This window comes from Pseudomonas marginalis, from assembly GCF_900105325.1.
Lineage (GTDB): Bacteria > Pseudomonadota > Gammaproteobacteria > Pseudomonadales > Pseudomonadaceae > Aquipseudomonas > Aquipseudomonas marginalis.
In genome coordinates this window covers 314,904-334,031 of sequence record NZ_FNSU01000002.1, presented here as the reverse complement: position 1 = coordinate 334,031, position 19,128 = coordinate 314,904, and the positions used below count along the sequence as shown (strand labels likewise).

Annotated in this window: 16 protein-coding genes and 3 pseudogenes; 13 read left to right on the top strand and 6 right to left on the bottom strand. The window is 59.9% G+C overall.

The genetic code is table 11. The features are described 5' to 3' along the window. The first annotated feature begins 1 nt into the window (after window position 1). From ureC to BLW22_RS09115, 3 genes are read left to right on the top strand one after another with little or no spacing between them, the layout of a single operon-like run. Window positions 2-1,714, top strand: a complete 1,713-nt coding sequence (gene ureC, locus BLW22_RS09125) for an urease subunit alpha (RefSeq protein ID WP_074845710.1) — start codon at window positions 2-4, stop codon at window positions 1,712-1,714. Window positions 1,715-1,740: 26 nt separating this feature from the next. Continuing rightward, on the top strand, window positions 1,741-2,394 hold the full coding sequence (ureG, locus tag BLW22_RS09120) for an urease accessory protein UreG (protein WP_027603381.1): 654 nt from the start codon (window positions 1,741-1,743) through the stop codon (window positions 2,392-2,394). After that, window positions 2,391-3,269 carry an urease accessory protein UreD gene (locus BLW22_RS09115; protein ID WP_083221215.1) on the top strand — a complete coding sequence of 293 codons (879 nt, stop codon included), beginning with the start codon at window positions 2,391-2,393 and terminating at the stop codon, window positions 3,267-3,269. The genes ureG and BLW22_RS09115 overlap by 4 nt, the downstream gene beginning before the upstream one ends. Window positions 3,270-3,400: 131 nt before the next feature. Here the strand turns inward: BLW22_RS09115 and BLW22_RS09110 are convergent, their stop codons facing one another. The 3 genes from BLW22_RS09110 to BLW22_RS09100 are packed head-to-tail and all read right to left on the bottom strand — an operon-like array spanning window position 3,401 to window position 5,141. Beyond that, window positions 3,401-4,240, bottom strand: a complete 840-nt coding sequence (locus BLW22_RS09110) for an MBL fold metallo-hydrolase (protein WP_065926075.1) — start codon at window positions 4,238-4,240, stop codon at window positions 3,401-3,403. A gap of 21 nt (window positions 4,241-4,261) precedes the next feature. After that, on the bottom strand, window positions 4,262-4,588 hold the full coding sequence (locus BLW22_RS09105) for a hypothetical protein (protein WP_065926074.1): 327 nt from the start codon (window positions 4,586-4,588) through the stop codon (window positions 4,262-4,264). Next, a complete protein-coding gene (locus tag BLW22_RS09100; RefSeq protein ID WP_074845708.1) occupies window positions 4,581-5,141 on the bottom strand; it encodes a sugar ABC transporter in 561 nt (186 codons plus the stop codon). Before BLW22_RS09100 ends, BLW22_RS09105 begins: the two co-directional genes overlap by 8 nt. 157 nt (window positions 5,142-5,298) lie before the next feature. Here BLW22_RS09100 and BLW22_RS09095 point away from each other — a divergent pair, with 157 nt between their 5' ends. Together BLW22_RS09095 and BLW22_RS09090 are read left to right on the top strand one after the other, a co-directional pair. Further along, a complete protein-coding gene (locus tag BLW22_RS09095; protein WP_074845705.1) occupies window positions 5,299-6,201 on the top strand; it encodes a LysR substrate-binding domain-containing protein in 903 nt (300 codons plus the stop codon). Window positions 6,202-6,345: 144 nt separating this feature from the next. Next, entirely contained in the window at window positions 6,346-6,834 is a 489-nt protein-coding gene (locus tag BLW22_RS09090; protein WP_074845701.1) for a GNAT family N-acetyltransferase, read from the top strand. A 252-nt stretch (window positions 6,835-7,086) separates the two neighbouring features. On the opposite strand, the pseudogene BLW22_RS35915 reads toward BLW22_RS09090, so the two are convergent. The 3 pseudogenes from BLW22_RS35915 to BLW22_RS09080 all read right to left on the bottom strand — a co-directional run. Next, a pseudogene (locus BLW22_RS35915) lies at window positions 7,087-7,608 on the bottom strand (methyl-accepting chemotaxis protein); the annotation flags it as partial. A 609-nt stretch (window positions 7,609-8,217) separates the two neighbouring features. Continuing rightward, window positions 8,218-8,727, bottom strand: a pseudogene (locus BLW22_RS35910) (MCP four helix bundle domain-containing protein); the annotation flags it as partial. A gap of 271 nt (window positions 8,728-8,998) precedes the next feature. Beyond that, a pseudogene (locus BLW22_RS09080) lies at window positions 8,999-9,133 on the bottom strand (methyl-accepting chemotaxis protein); the annotation flags it as partial. 139 nt (window positions 9,134-9,272) lie between these two features. Between BLW22_RS09080 and BLW22_RS09075 the strand changes: the two are divergent. The 8 genes from BLW22_RS09075 to BLW22_RS09040 all read left to right on the top strand — a co-directional run bounded on the left by BLW22_RS09075 (window position 9,273) and on the right by BLW22_RS09040 (window position 19,114). Continuing rightward, window positions 9,273-10,265, top strand: a complete 993-nt coding sequence (locus tag BLW22_RS09075; RefSeq protein ID WP_065926069.1) for a SphA family protein — start codon at window positions 9,273-9,275, stop codon at window positions 10,263-10,265. A gap of 55 nt (window positions 10,266-10,320) precedes the next feature. Beyond that, entirely contained in the window at window positions 10,321-11,502 is a 1,182-nt protein-coding gene (locus BLW22_RS09070) for an MFS transporter (protein ID WP_065947808.1), read from the top strand. A 48-nt stretch (window positions 11,503-11,550) separates the two neighbouring features. Continuing rightward, window positions 11,551-12,999, top strand: a complete 1,449-nt coding sequence (locus BLW22_RS09065; RefSeq protein ID WP_065947809.1) for a carotenoid oxygenase family protein — start codon at window positions 11,551-11,553, stop codon at window positions 12,997-12,999. 346 nt (window positions 13,000-13,345) lie between these two features. Further along, entirely contained in the window at window positions 13,346-14,197 is an 852-nt protein-coding gene (locus tag BLW22_RS09060; RefSeq protein WP_074845698.1) for a fumarylacetoacetate hydrolase family protein, read from the top strand. 2 nt (window positions 14,198-14,199) lie between these two features. Then, window positions 14,200-15,021 (top strand): IclR family transcriptional regulator, encoded by an 822-nt coding sequence (locus tag BLW22_RS09055; protein ID WP_065926065.1) that lies wholly within the window; start codon window positions 14,200-14,202, stop codon window positions 15,019-15,021. Between the two features lie 21 nt (window positions 15,022-15,042). Next, window positions 15,043-16,689, top strand: coding sequence for a bifunctional 3-(3-hydroxy-phenyl)propionate/3-hydroxycinnamic acid hydroxylase (locus tag BLW22_RS09050; RefSeq protein ID WP_065926064.1), 1,647 nt, complete (start codon window positions 15,043-15,045; stop codon window positions 16,687-16,689). Window positions 16,690-16,712: 23 nt separating this feature from the next. Continuing rightward, entirely contained in the window at window positions 16,713-17,561 is an 849-nt protein-coding gene (locus BLW22_RS09045; protein WP_065926063.1) for a VOC family protein, read from the top strand. A 74-nt stretch (window positions 17,562-17,635) separates the two neighbouring features. Continuing rightward, complete coding sequence (locus BLW22_RS09040) at window positions 17,636-19,114, top strand: aldehyde dehydrogenase family protein (protein WP_065947810.1); 1,479 nt, start codon at window positions 17,636-17,638, stop codon at window positions 19,112-19,114. Window positions 19,115-19,128 lie beyond the last annotated feature (14 nt).

Sequence of the window (19,128 nt, the reverse complement as noted above, 5' to 3'; positions counted from 1 at the left end):
CATGGCAACAATGACGCGCAAGGAATACGCCGCGATGTACGGCCCCACCACCGGCGACGCGGTGCGCCTGGGGGATACGTCGCTGCTGGCCGAGGTGGAATTCGACTACGCGGTGCCCGGCGATGAATGCCTGCACGGCGGCGGCAAGACCCTGCGCGACGGCATGGGCCTGATGCCGGGGCATGACAGCGCAGACGGCGCGCTGGACATGCTGATCTGCAACGCGCTGATCATCGACCCGGTGATCGGCATCGTCAAAGGCGACATCGGCATCAAGAACGGCAAGATCGTGGCCATCGGCAAGGCCGGCAATCCGCAGGTCATGGACGGTGTCCATCCGCAATTGATCTGCGGCGTCGCAACCACCGTGCGCGACGCAGAAGGCCTGATCGTCACGCCGGGCGGGATCGACGTGCACGTGCATTTCGACTCGGCGCAACTGTGCGATCACGCGCTGGCGGCGGGCCTGACGACGCTGATCGGCGGCTCGCTCGGGCCGATTACCGTGGGGATCGACTGCGGCGGCGAATGGAACGTCGGCAAGATGCTGCAGGCCTCTGAAGCCTGGCCAATCAATTTCGGCTTTCTCGGCAGGGGCAATTCCAGCAAGCCGGAATCGCTGCTCGGCCAACTGCGCGGTGGCTGCCTGGGATTGAAGATCCACGAGGACTGGGGCGCGATGCCCGCCGTGATCGATACCTGCCTCAAGGTGGCCGATGAATACGACTTCCAGGTGCAGTTGCACACCGACACCCTGAATGAATCGGGTTTTCTCGAAGACACCCTGGCCGCCATCGGCGACCGCACAATCCACATGTACCACACCGAAGGCGCAGGCGGCGGCCACGCCCCGGACATCATCAGCGTGGCGGGAAAATCCAATTGCATCCCCTCCTCGACCAACCCGACCAACCCGTACACCGTCAACACCTTCGACGAGCACCTGGACATGATCATGGTCTGCCATCACCTCAATCCGGACGTGCCGGAAGACGTGGCGTTCGCCGAATCCAGAGTGCGTCCGCAGACCATCGCCGCCGAAGACATCCTGCACGACACCGGGGCGATTTCGATCCTGGGTTCCGACAGCCAGGGCATGGGGCGCATCAACGAGGTGATCTGCCGCACCTGGCAGCTGGCCTCGAAGATGAAAGACCAACGCGGCCGTCTACCGGAAGAAAAAACCGGATTGGGCGACAACGAACGCATCAAGCGTTACATCGCCAAGTATACGATCAACGCTGCGCGGGTGTTCGGCATCGACAGTTACATCGGCTCGCTGGAGCCGGGCAAGCTCGCTGACCTGGTGCTGTGGCGGCCGGCCTTTTTTGGCGTCAAGCCTGAGCTGGTGGTCAAGGGCGGGTTTATCGTGCACGGCGTGATGGGCGACTCGGCAGCCTCGCTGTACACCTGCGAGCCGCTGATCATGCGCCCGCAATGGGGGGCCTTTGGTGAGGCCAAACAGGCACTGTCGGTGAATTTCGTCAATCGCCTTGCGGTGGAGGCCGATACCGCTGAGAAACTGGGCCTGAAAAAAGCCCTGTTGCCGGCCTTCGGCACCCGCACGCTGCGCAAGTCCGACATGTTGCACAACGACGCCTGCCCGGACATTCGCGTCGACCCCCAGACCTTCGATGTGTACGCCGACGGTGAGCGCCTGACCTGCGAGCCGGTCAGCGAAGTGCCCCTGGCCCAGCGCTACATGCTGCGCTGATCACAGCCAATAAAAGGAACCTGCTAATGAGCACTGCATTCAACGCCGCACCGCAGCCGCAACCCCACCCCGGCGCCGCGCGCGTCGGGATCGGCGGCCCGGTCGGCTCGGGCAAGACTCGCCTGCTGGAGCAACTGATTCCGCGCTTCATCGCGCGCGGCACCGAGCTGGCCATCATCACCAACGACCTGGCGACCCGCGAGGACGCCGAACGCGTGCAGCGCAGCGGCCTGATCGACCCACAACGGGTGCTCGCGGTGGAAACCGGCGCCTGCCCGCACACGGCGATCCGCGAAGACCCGACGCTGAACCTGCAAATGGCCGACGAGCTGGAAGCGCGATTCGAGAACCTGGACCTGATCCTGATTGAGTCCGGCGGCGATAACCTGGCCTCGACCTTCTCGTTGGATCTGGTGGATTACTGGATCTTTGTCATTGATGTCGCCGGCGGCGATGACATCCCGCGCAAACGAGGGCCCGGCGTGTTGAGCTGTGATCTGCTGGTGGTCAACAAATATGATCTGGCGCCCTATGTGGGCGTGGATCTGCCACGCATGCGTCGCGAGTCAGCCGAAGCCCGCAACGGCCGGCCCGTGCTGTTCACCAACTGCGCGACGGGTGACGGGGTCGACGCGGTCGTCGACGCCATCAGCCGCGCCGTGTTGTTTGACCGACCATGAACGCGCCGCAGGAACTGTTTCACCCGTTGATTGCACCGCCCAAGGCATCCTCGCAGGTGCAGGCCCGGATTGCCTTCAGCAAAGCGCCGTCCGGCGCCAGTTATATCAGCGAACAGCGCGTGGGCTATCCCTTTCATCTGGGCCGCACCCTGAAGCTGCCCGACGACCCGAAAGGCATGGCCGCCGTGTATGTGCAGTCTTGCTCGGGCGGGATTTTCGCAGGCCAGGATTTGCGGATGCACCTGCATGCCGGGCCGGACACTCAAGTGCATGTCAGCACTGGCGCGGCGACGGTAGCCCACAGTATGCTCGAGCAATCGGCACGGCAGACCGTCAGCCTCACCGCCGAACACGGAGCGCTACTGGAGTACCTGCCTATGGCGACGATCCTGTTTCCCCAGGCAAAACTGCACAGCCAGGTAAGGGTGAATCTGCACCCGGGCGCCAGGGTGATGCTGTGCGACGCGTTTTGCCTGCACACCCCCCAGGACAGTGCCGGCCTCTTCGATGTCTACCGCGCCGACCTGGAAGTGCGCTGCCCGGCAGGCCGCTTGCTGGCCGGCGATCGCCTGGCGCTGAACGGGCAAGACCTGCTGCGGCAATTACCGGGCGTCAGTGGTGCCTTCCAGACCCTGGCGACATTCATGCTCGTGGGTCAGGGCTTGCCTGTCGAAGCGCTGAAAACCGCATTGCGCAATGCCCTGCCCACTCACCCCGACAGCTATCTGGGTGTCAGCGCATTGCCCAACGATTGCGGGGTTTCATTACGCATCATGACCCTTGATGCCGTGTCACTGCGCAACAGCCTTCACATAGCCTGGGCGTGTGTACGTGAGCATCTGACCGGTGTGGCACCGCGTATGCGCCGCAAATGAGGAGTGACGATTACAATCCACGCCGGCTGACGGCGTTCAGCGATTTTCTGTTCGACCGCTGGCAGGAGGCGCCGTGGGATCAATGACCTCATTCGCCGCAGCCGATGCATCGCAGGCATCTCGAACAGCCGCTAAGTTTCGTAGGAAATTTTGTAGGTCTTGCCTATCCGCTCGACATGTGCAAATCCAAGCTCGCCAAGGTGCATACCCGCGATAAGAATCTTGTCCGAGCTGACGACATCCAACAACTTTGAACGTGTGGCGGCGGAAAGCAGCGGGTCTTGGTCAAATGCAATGGATACGTCGGGACGCGCAATCTGGACTTGAGGGAAATGAACGATATCCCCCCAGATCAACAGACTCCTCTGATCGGATTCGAGGCGATAACCGGAATGCCCCGCCGTATGCCCCAGAAGGGGCGTCGCACTGATGCCAGGGAGGACTTCGTTATCAGTAAATGTGCGCATTTTCTCCCGATACTGATCGAACACCTTCCGAGCAAACAGAAAGTTGCCACGAGCACGCTCACTCGCTCGGCTGAGATTGCCATCGTCCTCCCAGAAAGAAACCTCACGCTGGTGCACGACCAACTCTGCATCGGGAAAGACAGCTGCCCCGGAAGAATCAACCAGCCCCCCAACATGGTCGGGATGTGCGTGAGTCAGGAGAATCGCGTCAATGTCAGAGGGTTGCACGCCAGCCAGTGCGAGATTGGCCTTCAGCTTTCCGCCCCACTGCTTGAAACCACCAGCCCCCGCATCGATGAGAATCGTGCGGCCCCTTCCACGCACCAGGTAACAGTTGATGTGGATCGAGGATGGGTCGCTCACGCCTGCGTCCTGCTGCAACTTGGACGCCTGCGCAGGATCGATATTGGAGAGGAGATCCAGACTTGCGCAAAGGTATCCGTCACTGATGGCCGTAATCGAAAACTCGCCGATCTGCTGGCCCGGAAATTTCATGTCGCTCATTGCAGCACTCCTTGCGCGTCATCAGTTCCGCGCGTAAATGGCAGCAGCTGGATAGCCGATGCAACGGATGCGCGCCGTTAGCCCCGCATGGCGCTCTACGGCCTCATCCAGTCGCGCCATGAAGACATCCATGACCGATGGCGTTCTGAGCGGTTCGAGGCGGTACCTGATTTCCGCGTAAGCAGGATGCCCGCGCCCTTGGCGAACAGAGACATAGATGACATGCACGTTGTCCAACGTAGCCTGGAGGACGTCCGTGCAAAGCCGAGTACATTCTTCAGTGAGTTCCGCCAGATTCGCCTCGGGCGGCATCTTTTCCGCCTGGATGAAGATTGTCAGGTTAGGCATGTCGGTTTTGCCCCGGCGTGTGGGGCAGTGCGCCACTGCCACTCGTCAACTGCGCGGTCATCGGAGCATAGAGGTGTACGTGGTTCGGAAGGGTATCCACATCGAGACGGATGGAGCTATCCAGCTTCGCCAGCCATCTGATTTCAGGGCACTTCTCCAATGCGACGGCGCGCATCCGATCAGGCGCCAGCCCCCTCTCGATGAGCGGCTCGGGACCGACTGCGCTTACGATCAGATGCTCGCCTTCACCGACGGCAGGCGCACGTTCAAGGGCGCCATACAGATTGCGGTGCCAATCGGTGATGTGCTGCTGCCAGCGTGCAAAATTGCCGCCGCCCTTCTGGCGATACTCATCGCCCTCAAGCACGGCCAGGCCGTCGATCGAATGCATGGCAAGGTAGACAGGGCAACCCGTGCTCAACGCCTTGAAGCGCTGCGAGGTATGGAACCCGCTCACGGAAATAAGCGCGGGTAGTTTTTCCAGGCTATAGAAATCATTCCACTCGGCTTCGCTGGCGGGGTCGGTAAAGCTGCACTCGACGGTATAGATCATGGATAACGTCGCGGCCGAACATCGTGTGTCCGGCCCTCCTTGTTGATGTTCCATCACGGTATGGCCTTGACATCAACGAATAAAGCGATTTTTCGGTATGCTTCAGTGATAAAAGCTCAAGCTTATCTGGATCACCACCCTTAGACCGAGAACGCTTATGCGAAAGAAGATCCCGAGCAGCACGGCATTGACAGCATTCGAGGCGGCCGCTCGTCACGGCAGCTTCGCGCGCGCGGCAGAAGAACTGTCTTTGACTGAAGGCGCCATCAGTCGCCAGATTGGCCGGCTGGAAGCCTTCCTCGGTGTCGCGCTATTCGAACGAGTCGGCAATCGTGTCCGGCTCCTGCCCAACGGGGAACGCTACGCGGCCCAAGTTCGCGAATCGCTGGACCGCCTGGATCGGGACAGTCAGTACTTAATGGGGCAGCCGAACGATGGTGCGAGCCTGGACATCGCCACTATCCCGACGTTCGCGATGCGATGGCTCATTCCTCGCTTGACACGATTCCAGCAAAAGCATCCGAACATCACTGTGCATTTGGCCGAGCGCATGGACCCCTTCGTCCTGGCCGGGAGCGGATTCGATGCTGCCATCCATTTCGAGCACCCAGCGTGGACGAGTATGCGGACTCACCACCTTTTGCATGAAGTGCTGGTTCCTGTTTGTCATCCTGCATTGCTCCAAGAGAGCACAGGAGCAGCAACACTGGACATGCTTCCACGCCTGCACCGACGGCAGAACCCGGATGCCTGGCAGCGCTATTCCCTGGAAACGGGGATCCCACTTACCAATCCAGCGATTGGTGCGCGCTACGATCTTCACGGCATGTTGATCGAGGCGGCATTGGCCGGCCTCGGTGTTGCGCTGGTCCCGCGTCTTTACGTTGAAACTGAACTGGCGTTAGGACGTCTGGTCGCTCCGTGGCCAGAGGGGAAAACCATTTCCAAAACCTTCTGCCTCATCCTCCCCGAGCCCATCGCATTGAGCAGAGAGCCAATACAAGCGTTTGCTCAATGGATGCTGGACGAAGCGAAGAAAACAACGACGGTTGAGTCGTAGGGAACCTCCTTTTGCAGGCCTGCCACCAGGTTGTCCCATACGTTTTTATGTATGCATCGATGCATGCCCCCGGTAATCAGGCAAGGTGCTTGAGCAAATCTAGTTGAGCTAAAATGCCGGAAACACAGACCTCAAGGACGCGCGATGATATTGCAACACAGGCCAGTGAAGGCTGACGACATCAAAACTATCTGTAGCTTTCCCCTGAACGCTCGGGAACTGTTTTATATGTTCCCGAAAGCTCAATACCCTCTGACTGAAGCTCAACTGTCTAACGCTATTACTCAACGATTCGACTCCACGGTTGTCGAGACCCGGAACAGCGTTGTCGGCTTTGCTAACTTCTATCGGGCTGAAACGGGTGGGGTTTGCTGTATCGGCAATGTCATCGTTGCCCAAGAGGCACGAGGTAAAGGTGTGGCGACCTTCATCGTGGAGACGATGACAGCTCTGGCGTTCGACCGCTACGACGCCACAGAGGTGCAGATCTCGTGCTTCAATGAAAATACAGCAGGCTTGCTGCTTTATCCAAAACTAGGCTTCTTGCCCTTTGCTGTCGAAGAGCGAATCTCCCTGGATAGTCGTAGATCAGCACTCATCCATATGACCCGCAGCAGAGCGGCCCGAGCATAATACTCACCTTGAAAGCCCGCTTAATGCAGCTGCTTTCAGGTATTCAGTCAGTTGCTTTGGTTCTGCTGTATCAGTGCTGAATGGGCAGCGCTGTGCAACAAGGATCAAGGGGTAGGTACTGCATTACCTCAGGTGGAAACAAGCGTTACGGGGTTTGATAGGATATTTATTACTTCTTGTCGAAGCATCCTGCTGAGTAGCCCAGCGGTCGCGCATAAACGTCAGTCCGGCTGTGAAAAACTGTCGAATCCACTAAGCCGCAGAGAAGAACGCCACTTTAGCGGTAAGACGATCCGCTAAATCTGATAGCTCGATGCTGGCTGCTGCCACTTGGCGCGCGCCATTGGCCGACTCAACCGTCGAGCCATGAATGCGGTTGATGTTTTCAGCGACCTCATCGGTCACGCTACTCTGCTGCACGGAGGCACTCGCGATCTGGGCGTTCATATGACTGATAGCGGCAACCTGCTCACTGATCCTTGCCAACGCCTCCTGCGCACTGCGTGTTTGTGTGACCGTTTGGCTCGCCAACTCACAACTATCGCGCATGGTTTGAGATGCTGTTTCGGTACCCGATTGCAACGTACTGATCATCTCTCGAATTTCTTCGGTCGACTGCTGTGTCCGGTTGGCCAATGAACGTACTTCGTCCGCTACCACCGCAAATCCACGCCCGTGCTCGCCAGCTCTAGCAGCCTCGATAGCTGCGTTCAAAGCAAGCAAATTGGTTTGCGAGGCGATGGAGTTGATTACGTCGATCACTGACGCAATATTTTCACTATGTTTGGACACCTGGTTCACGGTAGCAGTCGTTTGCTCGAGGGTTAATGCCAGCTGTTCGATAGCAACCGTGGTGCTTGCAACCAATTTGTTCCCACTTCCCACGTCAGTATCAGCCAACCGGGAGGCATCAGCTGCCTGCGCGGCATACCCGGATACTTCATTAACCGTCGCCGCCATTTGCATGATGGCTGCGGCTACCTGCTCGGCTTCGCGGGTTTGCAAGCTGGTCTGCTCATTATTAGCCGATGATGCGGCAGACAACTGGGTGGCCGAGTAATTGACTTCTTGGGCCGCCTTACGTACTTGACGAATGGTCTCTGCGAGATGGCCCAGCGTGTCTTTCAGGACGCCCATGACACTGCCGGGATACTCTGTGGAAATCGTTTGATTCAGATCACCAGCTGCCAGTCGCTCGATGGCCAATGCAACGTCTGTGGGCTCAGCACCCAGCGTGGATGTAACAAAGCGAATAAGTACAGCCGACAACGTGATGCTCAGCAGCAGGGCAATACCTGTCGCGATAAGCATCAGCGTACTGAACTGGCTGGCGGTTGCCTGCACTGCGCCCAACTTCGCCTTGATTGATGCTTCCTCGTAGTCGATCAATGCATTGACGCGCTTGAGCCACTCACTGTAATCCAAAGACGTTTGACGCATCAGCAGCGCCTGAGCCCCTGGTATGTCACCCGCCTGGCGCAGGGAGATTACCGCTCTGGTGGAGTTAAGGGTTTGTTGTTCGATGTCCTTGATAGCGCTCAGTAATCGAACCTCCTCGTCAGTTACGCTTGCGCCCTTGAACAACTGATCCATTGGAGCTGCCGAGTCAGAGTAGGCCTTTTCCAAGGCTGAGACTTCCGATAAGTGTTTTGCCAAATCCAAATCAGTCGTTACCAGCACGGCATCCCGAATAGCGATGGCACGGTTATGGACACTGCCTCGGAAATTGATTGCGTAGCGCTGCACCTTTGCGGCATTTTCGCTTACGTCGCCCAAGGTGGAGTCAATGAACGCAACGCGGTGAATGCCGATGGTGGTTATCAATATGAGCAGCGCCAGGATGGCCGCGAAACTAAGCCCTATGCGTGTGGCCAACGAAAGCGTTTTCTTCATGGAAATCTCGGAAACATGACCTGTACAGGCCTGTGTTGATTTGGAAGACGCGAACGGTGCTACCGGCCCATCACGCTTAATACCTCTACGATACGTAGACGCAGAATGGTCATCCAGTTAGTAATACGCACGGCCATGATAGCTCATAGCTATCATGGCCGTGCGCATGCTTCACAGTGGGCCTCGCGAGTTAGACAGCAGGTACCAAGGCAGAGAGCGTATGGGTAAACGTCACGCCTGAGGAGCTTCACCGGAACCGTACTTAGCGAGCAATCATCCCGGCAGCTTGTTCGGTTGCTTCAGTCGTGCGAGTTGCGAGCTTGCGAACTTCGTCTGCAACGACCGCAAAGCCACGGCCCGCTTCGCCCGCGCGCGCCGCCTCAATCGCCGCGTTGAGCGCCAAGAGTGTTGGGGATCATCGCCCCATCATGGCACGCTCAGTCAACTCTGGCCGTTGCGCTCAAGCATCACCCACCACCGGGACTTAAAGTCGAAGTGCCAGGGGACATTCCCCCGCTCACAATTCCAAGAATAGAGCCACTTCGATGAGTCTGACTAAATCTTTGCCAGCGTGCCTGGCACTCAGCTTCGCGTCATTTGCCGCCCATGCAGCCGACGGCCCTCCTCCACCGTCCGTAAGCCAACCCAGCGGTATCAACCTGGGCGGCACCAGCTTCTACGACGGGTTTGCGGGGCCACCCGGGCTGACTCACCAGACCTACCTGAAGTTCAGCACCGCCAGTAGCATCAGGACCAACGGCGGCAAGAAAAACGGCGCCTTCGATGACCCGAAGATCAACGTCATCACGATGATCAATCAGCTGAGCTACTACTCACCCGACACCTTCGCGGGAGGGGCACACCTGGGTTGGAGCCTGCTGGTCCCCGTTGTTTCCCTGGACGGCGATTTCGGTGACAACGGTGCCAAGCTCAAGGACAACGCTACCGGCATGGGCGATGTCACGGTCGGGCCACAGGTCCAGTTCGATCCGATCGTCGACGCCAGCGGCCGGCCGGTTTTCGTCCAGCGCATGGCCTTCGACATCATTCTACCAACGGGCAAGTACGACAAAGACAAAGACCTGAACCCAGGCTCCAACCACTTCTCCCTGAACCCCTACTGGGCAGCGACCTGGATGCCGGCACCCCGTTGGGAAGTAAGCTGGAGGCTGAACTATCTGTACAACTTCAAGAACGACGATCCGGCGAGCAGTTCGCAGCAGTTCTTTGAAGGGCAAGCGGTGCGCGACACCCAGTCAGGACAGTCGGCATGGGCCAACTTCACCGCCTCGTACGAAGTGTTCCCGAAGGTCTCGGTCGGCATCAACGGCTACTACTTCCGGCAGATTTCGGATGACAAGGTCAACGGCAGCACCCTAACCGACTCCCGGGAAAAGGTGCTGGGCTTTGGCCCGGGCCTGTTCTGGAAAATCACCGAAGACAAAGCCTTCTGGCTCAACACCTATAAAGAAACCGGCGTCGAGAATCGCTCCCGAGCGGATTACCAGGTGCAGGTTCGCTACGTTCACAAGTTCTGATTGACGTGTAGGCCGGCTCACGCATGAGCGGGCTCTTTACCTGAGGTGATGCTTCATGAACGCACTCGACTCCATCGACAGCAAAAAATCACTGGGCGCCATCTGCCTGATGATGGTCATTTCCCTGGGGACGCTGCAGATCCAGCCGATCCTGGGCGGTGCCTTGATCGACCAGCTCGGCCTGCCGCTCAATGCAATCGGCGCGATCTTCGCTGCGGAACTCATGGCGATGGCCATCGCCTGCGGGGGCTGCGCCCTGTTCATGGCGAGCGTCGACCGGCGCCGCTTCGCCCTGGTGGCCTTGTTGATCCTGGCATTGGGTAACCTGGTCAGCACACAACTGCACAGCCAGGCCGGACTGGTCATTTCCAGGATGATCTGCGGCGCCAGCGGCGGCGCGGTCATGGCGGTGGTCTATGCCACCGCAGCGCTGCGCACGTCCAAGGATGCGACCTTCGCGGTCATCAACATCGGCAACCTGCTGTGGGGCATGCTGCTGGTGACCTCCATGCCGCTGGTCCTTCAAACATTTGGCGTGAATGGGGCGTTTTCCCTGTTGGCGATCACCAGCGTGCTCGCGGCGCTGGGTTGCCGGAGAGTGCCCAAGCGCTACCCGGACGCCCATCGCGCGGCCAATGGCTCGATCCAGCCATTCGGTCTCACCGCCATGCTGTTGATCCTGCTGTTTGCCCTGCTGTTCTTCGGTCACTCGGCCCTGTGGGTGTACCAGGAACGCATCGGCAAGAGCATCGGCCTGGAGCCCCAGCAGATTGGCGGCATCCTCGGCGGCAGCATTCTTGCCGGTGCCCTTGGCGCCGGCCTGGCCGGTCTGATCGGACGGCGCCTGGGCCTGCTGTTTCCGCAACTGTTGAGCTTCGGCACGGCATTGCTGGCGACCTTGATCATGGTCTATGGCACCAGCCCCGTTGCCTTTATCACCACGGCCTGCTTGATCCATATGGTCTGGTTTTTCAGCCTGCCCTACCTGCTTTCCATGGCGGCGGAACTGGACCCTTCCGGTCGATTGGCGGGCCTGGGTAACGCCGCCATTTTCGTCGGCCAGGGGCTGGGGCCATTCGGGGCTGCGCTGGTCGTCGGCGAGGGACACTTCCGGGCGGTGGGGTGGCTGGCCGCTTCCGCCTATTTGCTAGCCTTGATTATCTCGTGCCTGGTCGTTGCCCGCTTTCGGCGCGGCGTAAAACCTTCCGGGCCGGCCATGTCTGCACAATCGGCCTGACGCTGCACCTTGCAAATGAATGAAACCGCACACTGATGAGATTGCCAGATGACCATTCAATACCCCCAGACACCTGAGTTTAGCGGCGCACTCTACACACCCAGCCGGGTGGAAGCCGACGTGTTTGACCTGGAGATCGAAGGCATTCTTCCCGCTTCGATCCACGGGACTTTTTATCAAGTCGCGCCAGACCCGCAGTATCCCCCCATGCTGGGTACCGATATCTTTTTTAACGGTGACGGCATGGTTAGCCGCTTTCATTTTGCCAACGGTAAGGCCTCGCTGCGACGCCGCTACGTGAAAACCGATCGCCTGCTGGCCCAGCGCCGGGAAGGTCGCTCACTCAATGGTGTTTATCGCAACGCTTTCACCAATGACCCCCTCGCGGCGAAAAACAACACCACCGCCAACACCACCGTCATCCCTCACAACGGCGTCCTGTTGGCGCTCAAGGAAGATGCCCTGCCTTGGGCGATGGATCTCGAAACCCTGGAGACCCTCGGCGAATGGACCTTTGATGGGCAGATCAAAGCCGCGACGTTCACCGCCCACCCCAAGCTCGATCCGGTGACAGGCAACCTGCTGGCCTGCAGTTATGAAGCCAAAGGCGACGGCACGCCAGACCTGGCCTACTTCGAACTCTCTCCGGACGGAAAACTGCTGCACGAGATCTGGTTCCAGGCGCCTTATGCGGCGATGGTGCATGATTTCGCGGTGACCGAACGGTACGTGGTGTTCCCGTTGATTCCGTTGACAGTGGACGTCGAGCGCATGAAAAACGGCGGCCCGCATTTCCAGTGGCAACCCGATCTGCCTCAGCTGTTCGCGGTCGTACCGCGTAACGGGTGTGCGCAAGATGTACGTTGGTTCAAGGGGCCCAAGGACGGCTTCCAGGGGCACACACTGAATGCGTTCGATGAGGACGGCAAGGTGTATGTCGACATGCCCGTCACCGGCGGCAACATCTTCTACTTCTTCCCCCAGGCCGACGGCTACGTACCACCGCCTGAAACCCTGGCCGCCAGCCTGATGCGCTGGACCTTCGACCTGAATGGCGCGCAGGAGAACGTTCAACCGCAGCCACTGACGGAATATCCCTGCGAGTTTCCACGGTGTGATGATCGCTACATCGGTCGAAAGTACCAGCATGGTTTTCTGCTCGCCTTTGATCCTGAGCGTCCTTACAACCCGGCGAATGGGCCGATTCCCTTCCAGTTTTTCAACCTGCTGGCGCACCTGGACCTGCAGACAGGTCGCACCGACGCCTGGTTTCCCGGCGACAGCGGATGCTTCCAGGAACCCATCTTCATACCGCGCTCGGCGGATGCAGAGGAAGCCGATGGCTACGTGGTTGCCATGCTCAACCTCATTGCCGAAGGGCGCAGCGAACTGGTCGTGCTGGACACCCGTGACATGGCCAGCGGCCCCATTGCCCGCATCAGGATTCCCTTCCGGATGCGCATGTCGCTGCATGGCTGCTGGGCACCAAGCGATTGATTGGCATCAGGCCCTGATATCCGTCAATTAAGCACAATCCCTGTGGGAGCGAGCTTTCTCGCGATGGCGGCGGTTCAATTACATGAGTATTGAACTGGCTGACCTCATCGCGAGTAAGCTCGCTCCCACAGGTTTAGAGCCTTTTGCGCACCTCTCGCGGCCCCTGCCATCTGCGGTGGCTGCCTGCCTCCCCGCCCTTTGCTCCCCAAGTCCGCCAAAGGGACAGTCGCGCAAAAAAACACATAAATTCCATATTTTAGGATTTTTGTATAAATCCCACTTTACAGGATTTTATAGCAAGATTAGATTAACCCTCATTGCACCCTCCCTCTTCCTAGGAGCCTCCATGAAACTCACAAGCTTTATTGTCCAGGGCCGTAGCAGCTACGGCGTGGTCGAAGGTGATCAAATCATCGACCTGGAATCGCTCAAGCCAACCCTTGGCAGCGATCTAAAACAGGCTATCGGCCAGAACCGTCTGAACGAACTGAGCGCTGCGCGCCTGGCAAGCCTGCCGCGTATCCCCCTTGCTGAAGTGACGTTCCTGCCGGTGATCCCGAACCCGGGCAAAGTGCTGTGCATCGGCATCAACTACGCCACTCACGTGCGCGAAACCGGTCGGGAAATGCCGACCTATCCGATGATCTTTACCCGCTTCGCCGACAGCCAGACTGCCCACCTGCAACCCATCATTCGCCCGACCGCGTCCCACAAGCTTGATTTCGAGGGCGAGTTGGCGGTGGTGATCGGTAAAGCGGCCCGCCACGTCAAACACGCCGACGCGCTGGACTACGTCGCCGGTTATGCCTGCTACAACGACGGAAGTGTCCGCGACTGGCAGAAGCACACCATTCAGTTCGTCCCCGGCAAGAACTTCCCGAACACCGGCGGTTTCGGCCCCTGGTTGGTGACCGGCGACGAGATCGGCGATCCACAGGACCTGGAATTGACCACCCGCCTCAATGGCGAGGTGATGCAGCACACCCGCACCAGCGACATGATTTTCGATGTGCGCCAGCTGATCGAGTATTGCTCCACCTTCACCGAACTCGCCCCGGGTGACGTAATTGTCACCGGCACCACCGGCGGCGTCGGTGCGTTCCGCGAACCACCGGTGTGGATGAAGCCGGGCGATCAGGTGGAGGTCGAGATCGCTGGCATCGGCACCCTGCGCAACAGCATCGTGGACGAGCAATGAACATGGAAAACCTACACACCCCTGAACACCTGCCCGAGCAGGATGGCGACAGCAAAGGCTCGAGCCTGGAGCGCATGTTGCGGGTACTCGACCTGTTCACCGAACAGAGCCCGATCTGGGCGGTGGACGACATGGGCGGCGCCTTGGGTTTTACCCGTTCGACGATCTACCGCTACGTGCGCGAATTGGCCGAGGCCAATCTATTGTTCCAGGTCGAAGCCGGGCGTTATGCCCTGGGCGCACGGATCATTACCTGGGACCGCCAGTTGCGCCTGAGCGACCCCCTCTTGCGCGCCGCACAAGCGCTTGAGCCCAACTTCCCACAGTGGAGCGAACAACAGGTCTGGCTGATCTGCCGGCTGTTCAAGGACCAGGTCGTGTGCATTCACCAGCACGGGGACTTGTTCAGCGAGGTCAGCTACTCCCGTGGTTCGCCCAGGCCGTTGTTCCTGGGTGCGACGTCCAAGGCGATCCTCGCCAACATGACCTCGCGTCAACACAGCCAGCTGTTTCTCGACCACCCCGAAGAGGCGCGCGCCAGTCAACTGGGCCAGACCTGGGAACAGTTCCGTCGTTCGTTGCAGCAACTGCGTCGCCAAGGCTATGTGGCCAGCGCAGGTGAAGTCGACGCGGGCGTCTATGGCCTGGCCGCGCCGATCTTCGACGGCGATGGCAAGGTCGTTGGCAGCATCAGTTGCGTGCGCCCGGTGCGAGAACGCGACAGTGCCCAGGAGGAGACACAAGGACAGCAGATCCTTGCCCTGGCCCAGGATCTGTCGCAACGCATGGCTGCGCTCGCCAACCGCGCCAAGCCATTGGGCTGAGCCATCCGGAAGGGAATAACAATGACAACCCTCAAACGCATCAACACCCAGGTACTGATCATCGGCGCCGGTCCTACCGGGCTGACCCTGGCCAACCTGCTCGGCCAAGCCGATGTGGACACCCTGATCATCGACCGCAAGCCGGGCACGGTTACCGAGCCACGGGCGGTTTCAATCGATGATGAGTCCTTGCGCACCATGCAGGCCATCGGGCTGGATGCTGCCGTGCTGCGTGATGTCGTGCCCGGCTACGGCGTGCATTACTTCACCCGGCCCGGCGGTCGCTGCTTCGGCAAGGTCGAGCCGACCGGAAAGCTGTATGGCTTCCCCAAGCGCAACGCGTTTCGCCAACCACTTTTTGAAAACACCCTCAGGCTAGGCCTTGAACGTTTTGCCAGCCTGACGGCTCGGTTCAGCCACGAGCTGGTGGAATTCACCCAGGACCCACACAGCGTGTGCGCGCTGGTGCGTGACGCCGAAGGGCAACTGATGGAAGTCCACGCGGCTTACCTGGTGGCATGCGACGGCGGGCGTAGTCCGGTGCGCAAGCAACTCGGGATCGAGATGGTCGGTTCGAGCTTCTCCTCACGCTGGCTGGTGGTCGATACCGACCAGGACGACGACCCCTTCTGGCAAACCCGAGTGTATTGCGACGCCAGGCGTCCGGTGGTGGAGGTGCCCGGCCCTCACCGTACGCGCCGATTCGAGTTCCTGCTCAAGCCCGATGAAACGGACGAACAGGTGCTTGACGAAACCTGCCTGCAAGCATTGCTGCGCCCGTTCAAGGGAGACACGCCGGTTTCCATCGTGCGCAAGACGGTCTACACCTTCCATGCCCGGGTCGCCGAGCAGTGGCAGGTGCAACGGGTATTTCTCGCCGGCGACGCTGCGCACCTGACCCCGCCCTATGCCGGGCAAGGCATGAACAGCGGCGTTCGCGATGCCCACAACCTGGGCTGGAAGCTGGTCGGCGTGCTGAAGGGAAAAATGGCGGAAAGCGCACTGCTGTCATACGAAAGCGAGCGTCGTGATCATGCGTGGGCATTGATCAAGTTGGCCTTGAACCTCGGCGTGGTCATGGCACCGGCCACCGTCCTGCGCGCTCGCTTGATCAGTGGCGCATTCGCCTTGATCGGCCTGTTGCCGCCGTTGCGCGATTATTTCCTGCAAATGCGCTTCAAGCCCAAACCCCGCTTCACCCGGGGCCTGGTGCTGACCGAGGGGCAAGCAGGCACCTTGTCCTGTGGACAGATGTTCCCCCAACCGAAGCTCACCGATGCCCACGGCCAGGAACGCCTGCTCGATGACACCATCGGCGCCGGCTTCGCCTTGATTCAATACGGCGACCCGACCCGCCAGCGTATCGATGAACTCAAGCATGATCTCTGGAGCCACCTTGAAGCCAGACGCATCCTGATCCTGCCCGCGTCCGTCCATGCCATACCGTCGATCCCGGGCTGCACGGTGCTTCAAGACCGTGAAGGCCAGCTCAAAACCCTGCTGGGCGATTCCCACCCGTTTCTGCTGCTGCGCCCGGATCGCTACATCGCGGCGATTTTCGACAAGGCGACCGAGACCCAGGCCGCAGAATCGCTGCAGTCACTGTTCGGCATCGCCATGCCCCACAACAGCGAAATCGAACCGAGCAGCGCGCCCGTCTTTCACTAAAACCTTCAAGCACAGAGGTGGTTATGCAAACACTCCAGACTTCCACACCTGCACGCCTGTGCTACCTGCACCTGGCGAGCAAGGACGCGCAACGGCAAATCGATTTCTATCGGCGGATGCTGGACATGGGCAGCCAGGCGCAAGCCGATGGCAGCTGGATGCTCAGCGGCCCGCAACGCGCCATGCTCGTTTCCCCCGCCGACCACAGCGGCCTGCTCGCGGCAGCGTTCGACTTGGGAAGCCAACCTCGACTGCAAGAACTGCGGGTTCGCCTGCTCGGCAATGGCTGCGTGATCGAAGAGACCAACTCGCCGCTGCTTGAGCCGGGGGCGTTCCTGATCCGCGACCCCCAGGGCCGGCAAACGATATTTGGCGTCGCTCCCCCTGCCCTCCACGCCCCTCACCCAGGCATGCCGGGTCGCTTGCAGCACGTGGTGTTCCAGACCACGGAGCTGGAAGCCATGATTGATTTCTACGTCAACACGGTGGGCTTTACCGTTTCGGACAATGTCGTGGACGAGCAGACCGGCCAACTCACGACGTGCTTCCTGCGCTCGGACGACGAACACCACACCTTGGCGTTTTTCCGCGGCTCGAAAAACGAGTGGGACCACCACTGTTACGAAACCAACGAGTGGAATGACATCCGTGACTGGGGGGATCGTTTCGCCAAGGAGCGCATCACCATTTTCTTCGGCCCCGGCCGACATGGGCCTGGCAACAACCTGTTCTTCATGGTGGTCGATGCCGATCGCAACCGCCTGGAGTTCTCGGCGGAGCTCGAAGTCACCGATGCCAGCCGCCAGCCCGGTGTCTGGGCACAGGAGGAATACACCCTCAATTCCTGGGGCCGCGCCTGGATCAGGAGCTGAGCAGTTTTCCCCATCGGCGTTTGCCCCCTTAATTTCTAAACGAGGCGACCACCTGCCTCCAAAGGTAAAAGACCATGACGACTCAACCGCTCGGGCCCTACGCCATCAACGGCAACCAATACATCAACGGTACCTGGCGTGCAGGGCGCTCCGCACGCCGCCTGGACGACCGCAATCCCTTCAATGGCGAACAATTGCTGGAGATGCCCCTGGCCTCGATTGCCGATCTCGACGACGCCTATCAGGCGGCGCAGCAGGCGCAGGCCGCGTGGGCACAACTGCACCCCACCCAGCGCAGCGCTCAACTTGAAAAGCTCGCCCAAGTCATCCAGAACCGCCGTGAAGAGATCATCGACTGGCTGATCGACGAGTCCGGCAGCACCCGGATCAAGGCGAGCATGGAATGGCAATTCACGCTGAACCTGGTGCGTGAATGCACGACGATGCCGATGCAGGTTGAAGGTCGAATCCTGACCAGCTACAAGCCCGGCGAACAGAGTTTTGTCTTCCGTGAGCCCTTGGGTGTGGTGGGCGTGATCAGCCCATGGAATTTCCCGCTGTACCTGAGCATGCGCTCGGTGGTGCCGGCACTCGCCCTGGGCAACACGATCGTGCTCAAGCCCGCCAGCGACACAGCGGTGACCGGCGGCCTGCTGATTGCCCACCTGTTCGAAGAAGCCGGCTTCCCCGAGGGCTCGCTCAACGTCGTGGTCGGCGCCGGCTCGGAAATCGGCGATGCCTTTGTCGAGCACCCGGTGCCGAGCCTGATTTCCTTCACCGGTTCGACGGATGTGGGACGCAATGTCGGCCGTATTGCCACCGGTGGCAAACACATCAAGCGCGTGGCCCTGGAACTGGGCGGCAACGCGCCGCTGGTGGTGCTGGATGACGCCGACATTGAAGGTGCGGCGCACGCTGCGGTGGTCGGGCGTTTCCTGCACCAGGGCCAGATCTGCATGAGCGTCAACCGGGTGATCGTCGACCGCTCGCTGTATGCCGATTTCGCAGCGCTGGTGGTGGAGCGCGTGCGCAACCTCAAGACGGGCGATCCGACCAAGGCCGACACGGTGATCGGGCCAGTGGTCAATCAGAGCCAGCTCGATGGCCTGCTGCGTAAGCTCGACGGTGCCCGGAGTGCTGGCCTCAAGCAGCTTTGCGGCGGCCCGGCATCCGGGCTGGTGCTGCCCGCCCATGTGTTCGGTGAAGTGGGAGTCGATCAGGAACTGGCCCGCGATGAAACGTTCGGCCCCCTGCTGCCGCTGCTGGTCGCAGAAAACGAAACCCATGCATTGGCGTTAGCGAACGCCAGCGAGTATGGCCTCTCCAGCGCCGTGTTCACCCGGGACATGGCCCGCGGCTTGAATTTCGCCCGGAGCATTGTGGCGGGCATGACCCATATCAACGACATCACCGTCGATGACCAACCCAATGCCCCGTTCGGTGGTGAAAAGAATTCCGGCCTCGGTCGCTTCAACGGTCACTATGCCCTGGATGAGTTTACCCGTGCCCATTGGGTGACCTGGCAGCCCGGAGGCCATCACTACCCGTTCTGAGTCTTTGGCACCCT

Excerpts from the sequence above, each read along its gene's own strand:
- BLW22_RS09075 (WP_065926069.1), top strand. The coding sequence starts at position 9,273 with ATGAGTCTGACTAAATCTTTGCCAGCGTGCCTGGCACTCAGCTTCGCG.
- BLW22_RS09045 (WP_065926063.1), top strand. The coding sequence starts at position 16,713 with ATGCAAACACTCCAGACTTCCACACCTGCACGCCTGTGCTACCTGCAC.
- BLW22_RS09040 (WP_065947810.1), top strand. The coding sequence starts at position 17,636 with ATGACGACTCAACCGCTCGGGCCCTACGCCATCAACGGCAACCAATAC.
- BLW22_RS09100 (WP_074845708.1), bottom strand. The coding sequence starts at position 5,141 with ATGATCTATACCGTCGAGTGCAGCTTTACCGACCCCGCCAGCGAAGCC.
- BLW22_RS09060 (WP_074845698.1), top strand. The coding sequence starts at position 13,346 with ATGAAACTCACAAGCTTTATTGTCCAGGGCCGTAGCAGCTACGGCGTG.
- BLW22_RS09115 (WP_083221215.1), top strand. The coding sequence starts at position 2,391 with ATGAACGCGCCGCAGGAACTGTTTCACCCGTTGATTGCACCGCCCAAG.
- ureG (WP_027603381.1), top strand. The coding sequence starts at position 1,741 with ATGAGCACTGCATTCAACGCCGCACCGCAGCCGCAACCCCACCCCGGC.
- BLW22_RS09055 (WP_065926065.1), top strand. The coding sequence starts at position 14,200 with ATGGAAAACCTACACACCCCTGAACACCTGCCCGAGCAGGATGGCGAC.
- BLW22_RS09095 (WP_074845705.1), top strand. The coding sequence starts at position 5,299 with ATGCGAAAGAAGATCCCGAGCAGCACGGCATTGACAGCATTCGAGGCG.
- BLW22_RS09070 (WP_065947808.1), top strand. The coding sequence starts at position 10,321 with ATGAACGCACTCGACTCCATCGACAGCAAAAAATCACTGGGCGCCATC.
- BLW22_RS09105 (WP_065926074.1), bottom strand. The coding sequence starts at position 4,588 with ATGCCTAACCTGACAATCTTCATCCAGGCGGAAAAGATGCCGCCCGAG.
- BLW22_RS09090 (WP_074845701.1), top strand. The coding sequence starts at position 6,346 with ATGATATTGCAACACAGGCCAGTGAAGGCTGACGACATCAAAACTATC.
- BLW22_RS09110 (WP_065926075.1), bottom strand. The coding sequence starts at position 4,240 with ATGAGCGACATGAAATTTCCGGGCCAGCAGATCGGCGAGTTTTCGATT.
- ureC (WP_074845710.1), top strand. The coding sequence starts at position 2 with ATGGCAACAATGACGCGCAAGGAATACGCCGCGATGTACGGCCCCACC.
- BLW22_RS09065 (WP_065947809.1), top strand. The coding sequence starts at position 11,551 with ATGACCATTCAATACCCCCAGACACCTGAGTTTAGCGGCGCACTCTAC.
- BLW22_RS09050 (WP_065926064.1), top strand. The coding sequence starts at position 15,043 with ATGACAACCCTCAAACGCATCAACACCCAGGTACTGATCATCGGCGCC.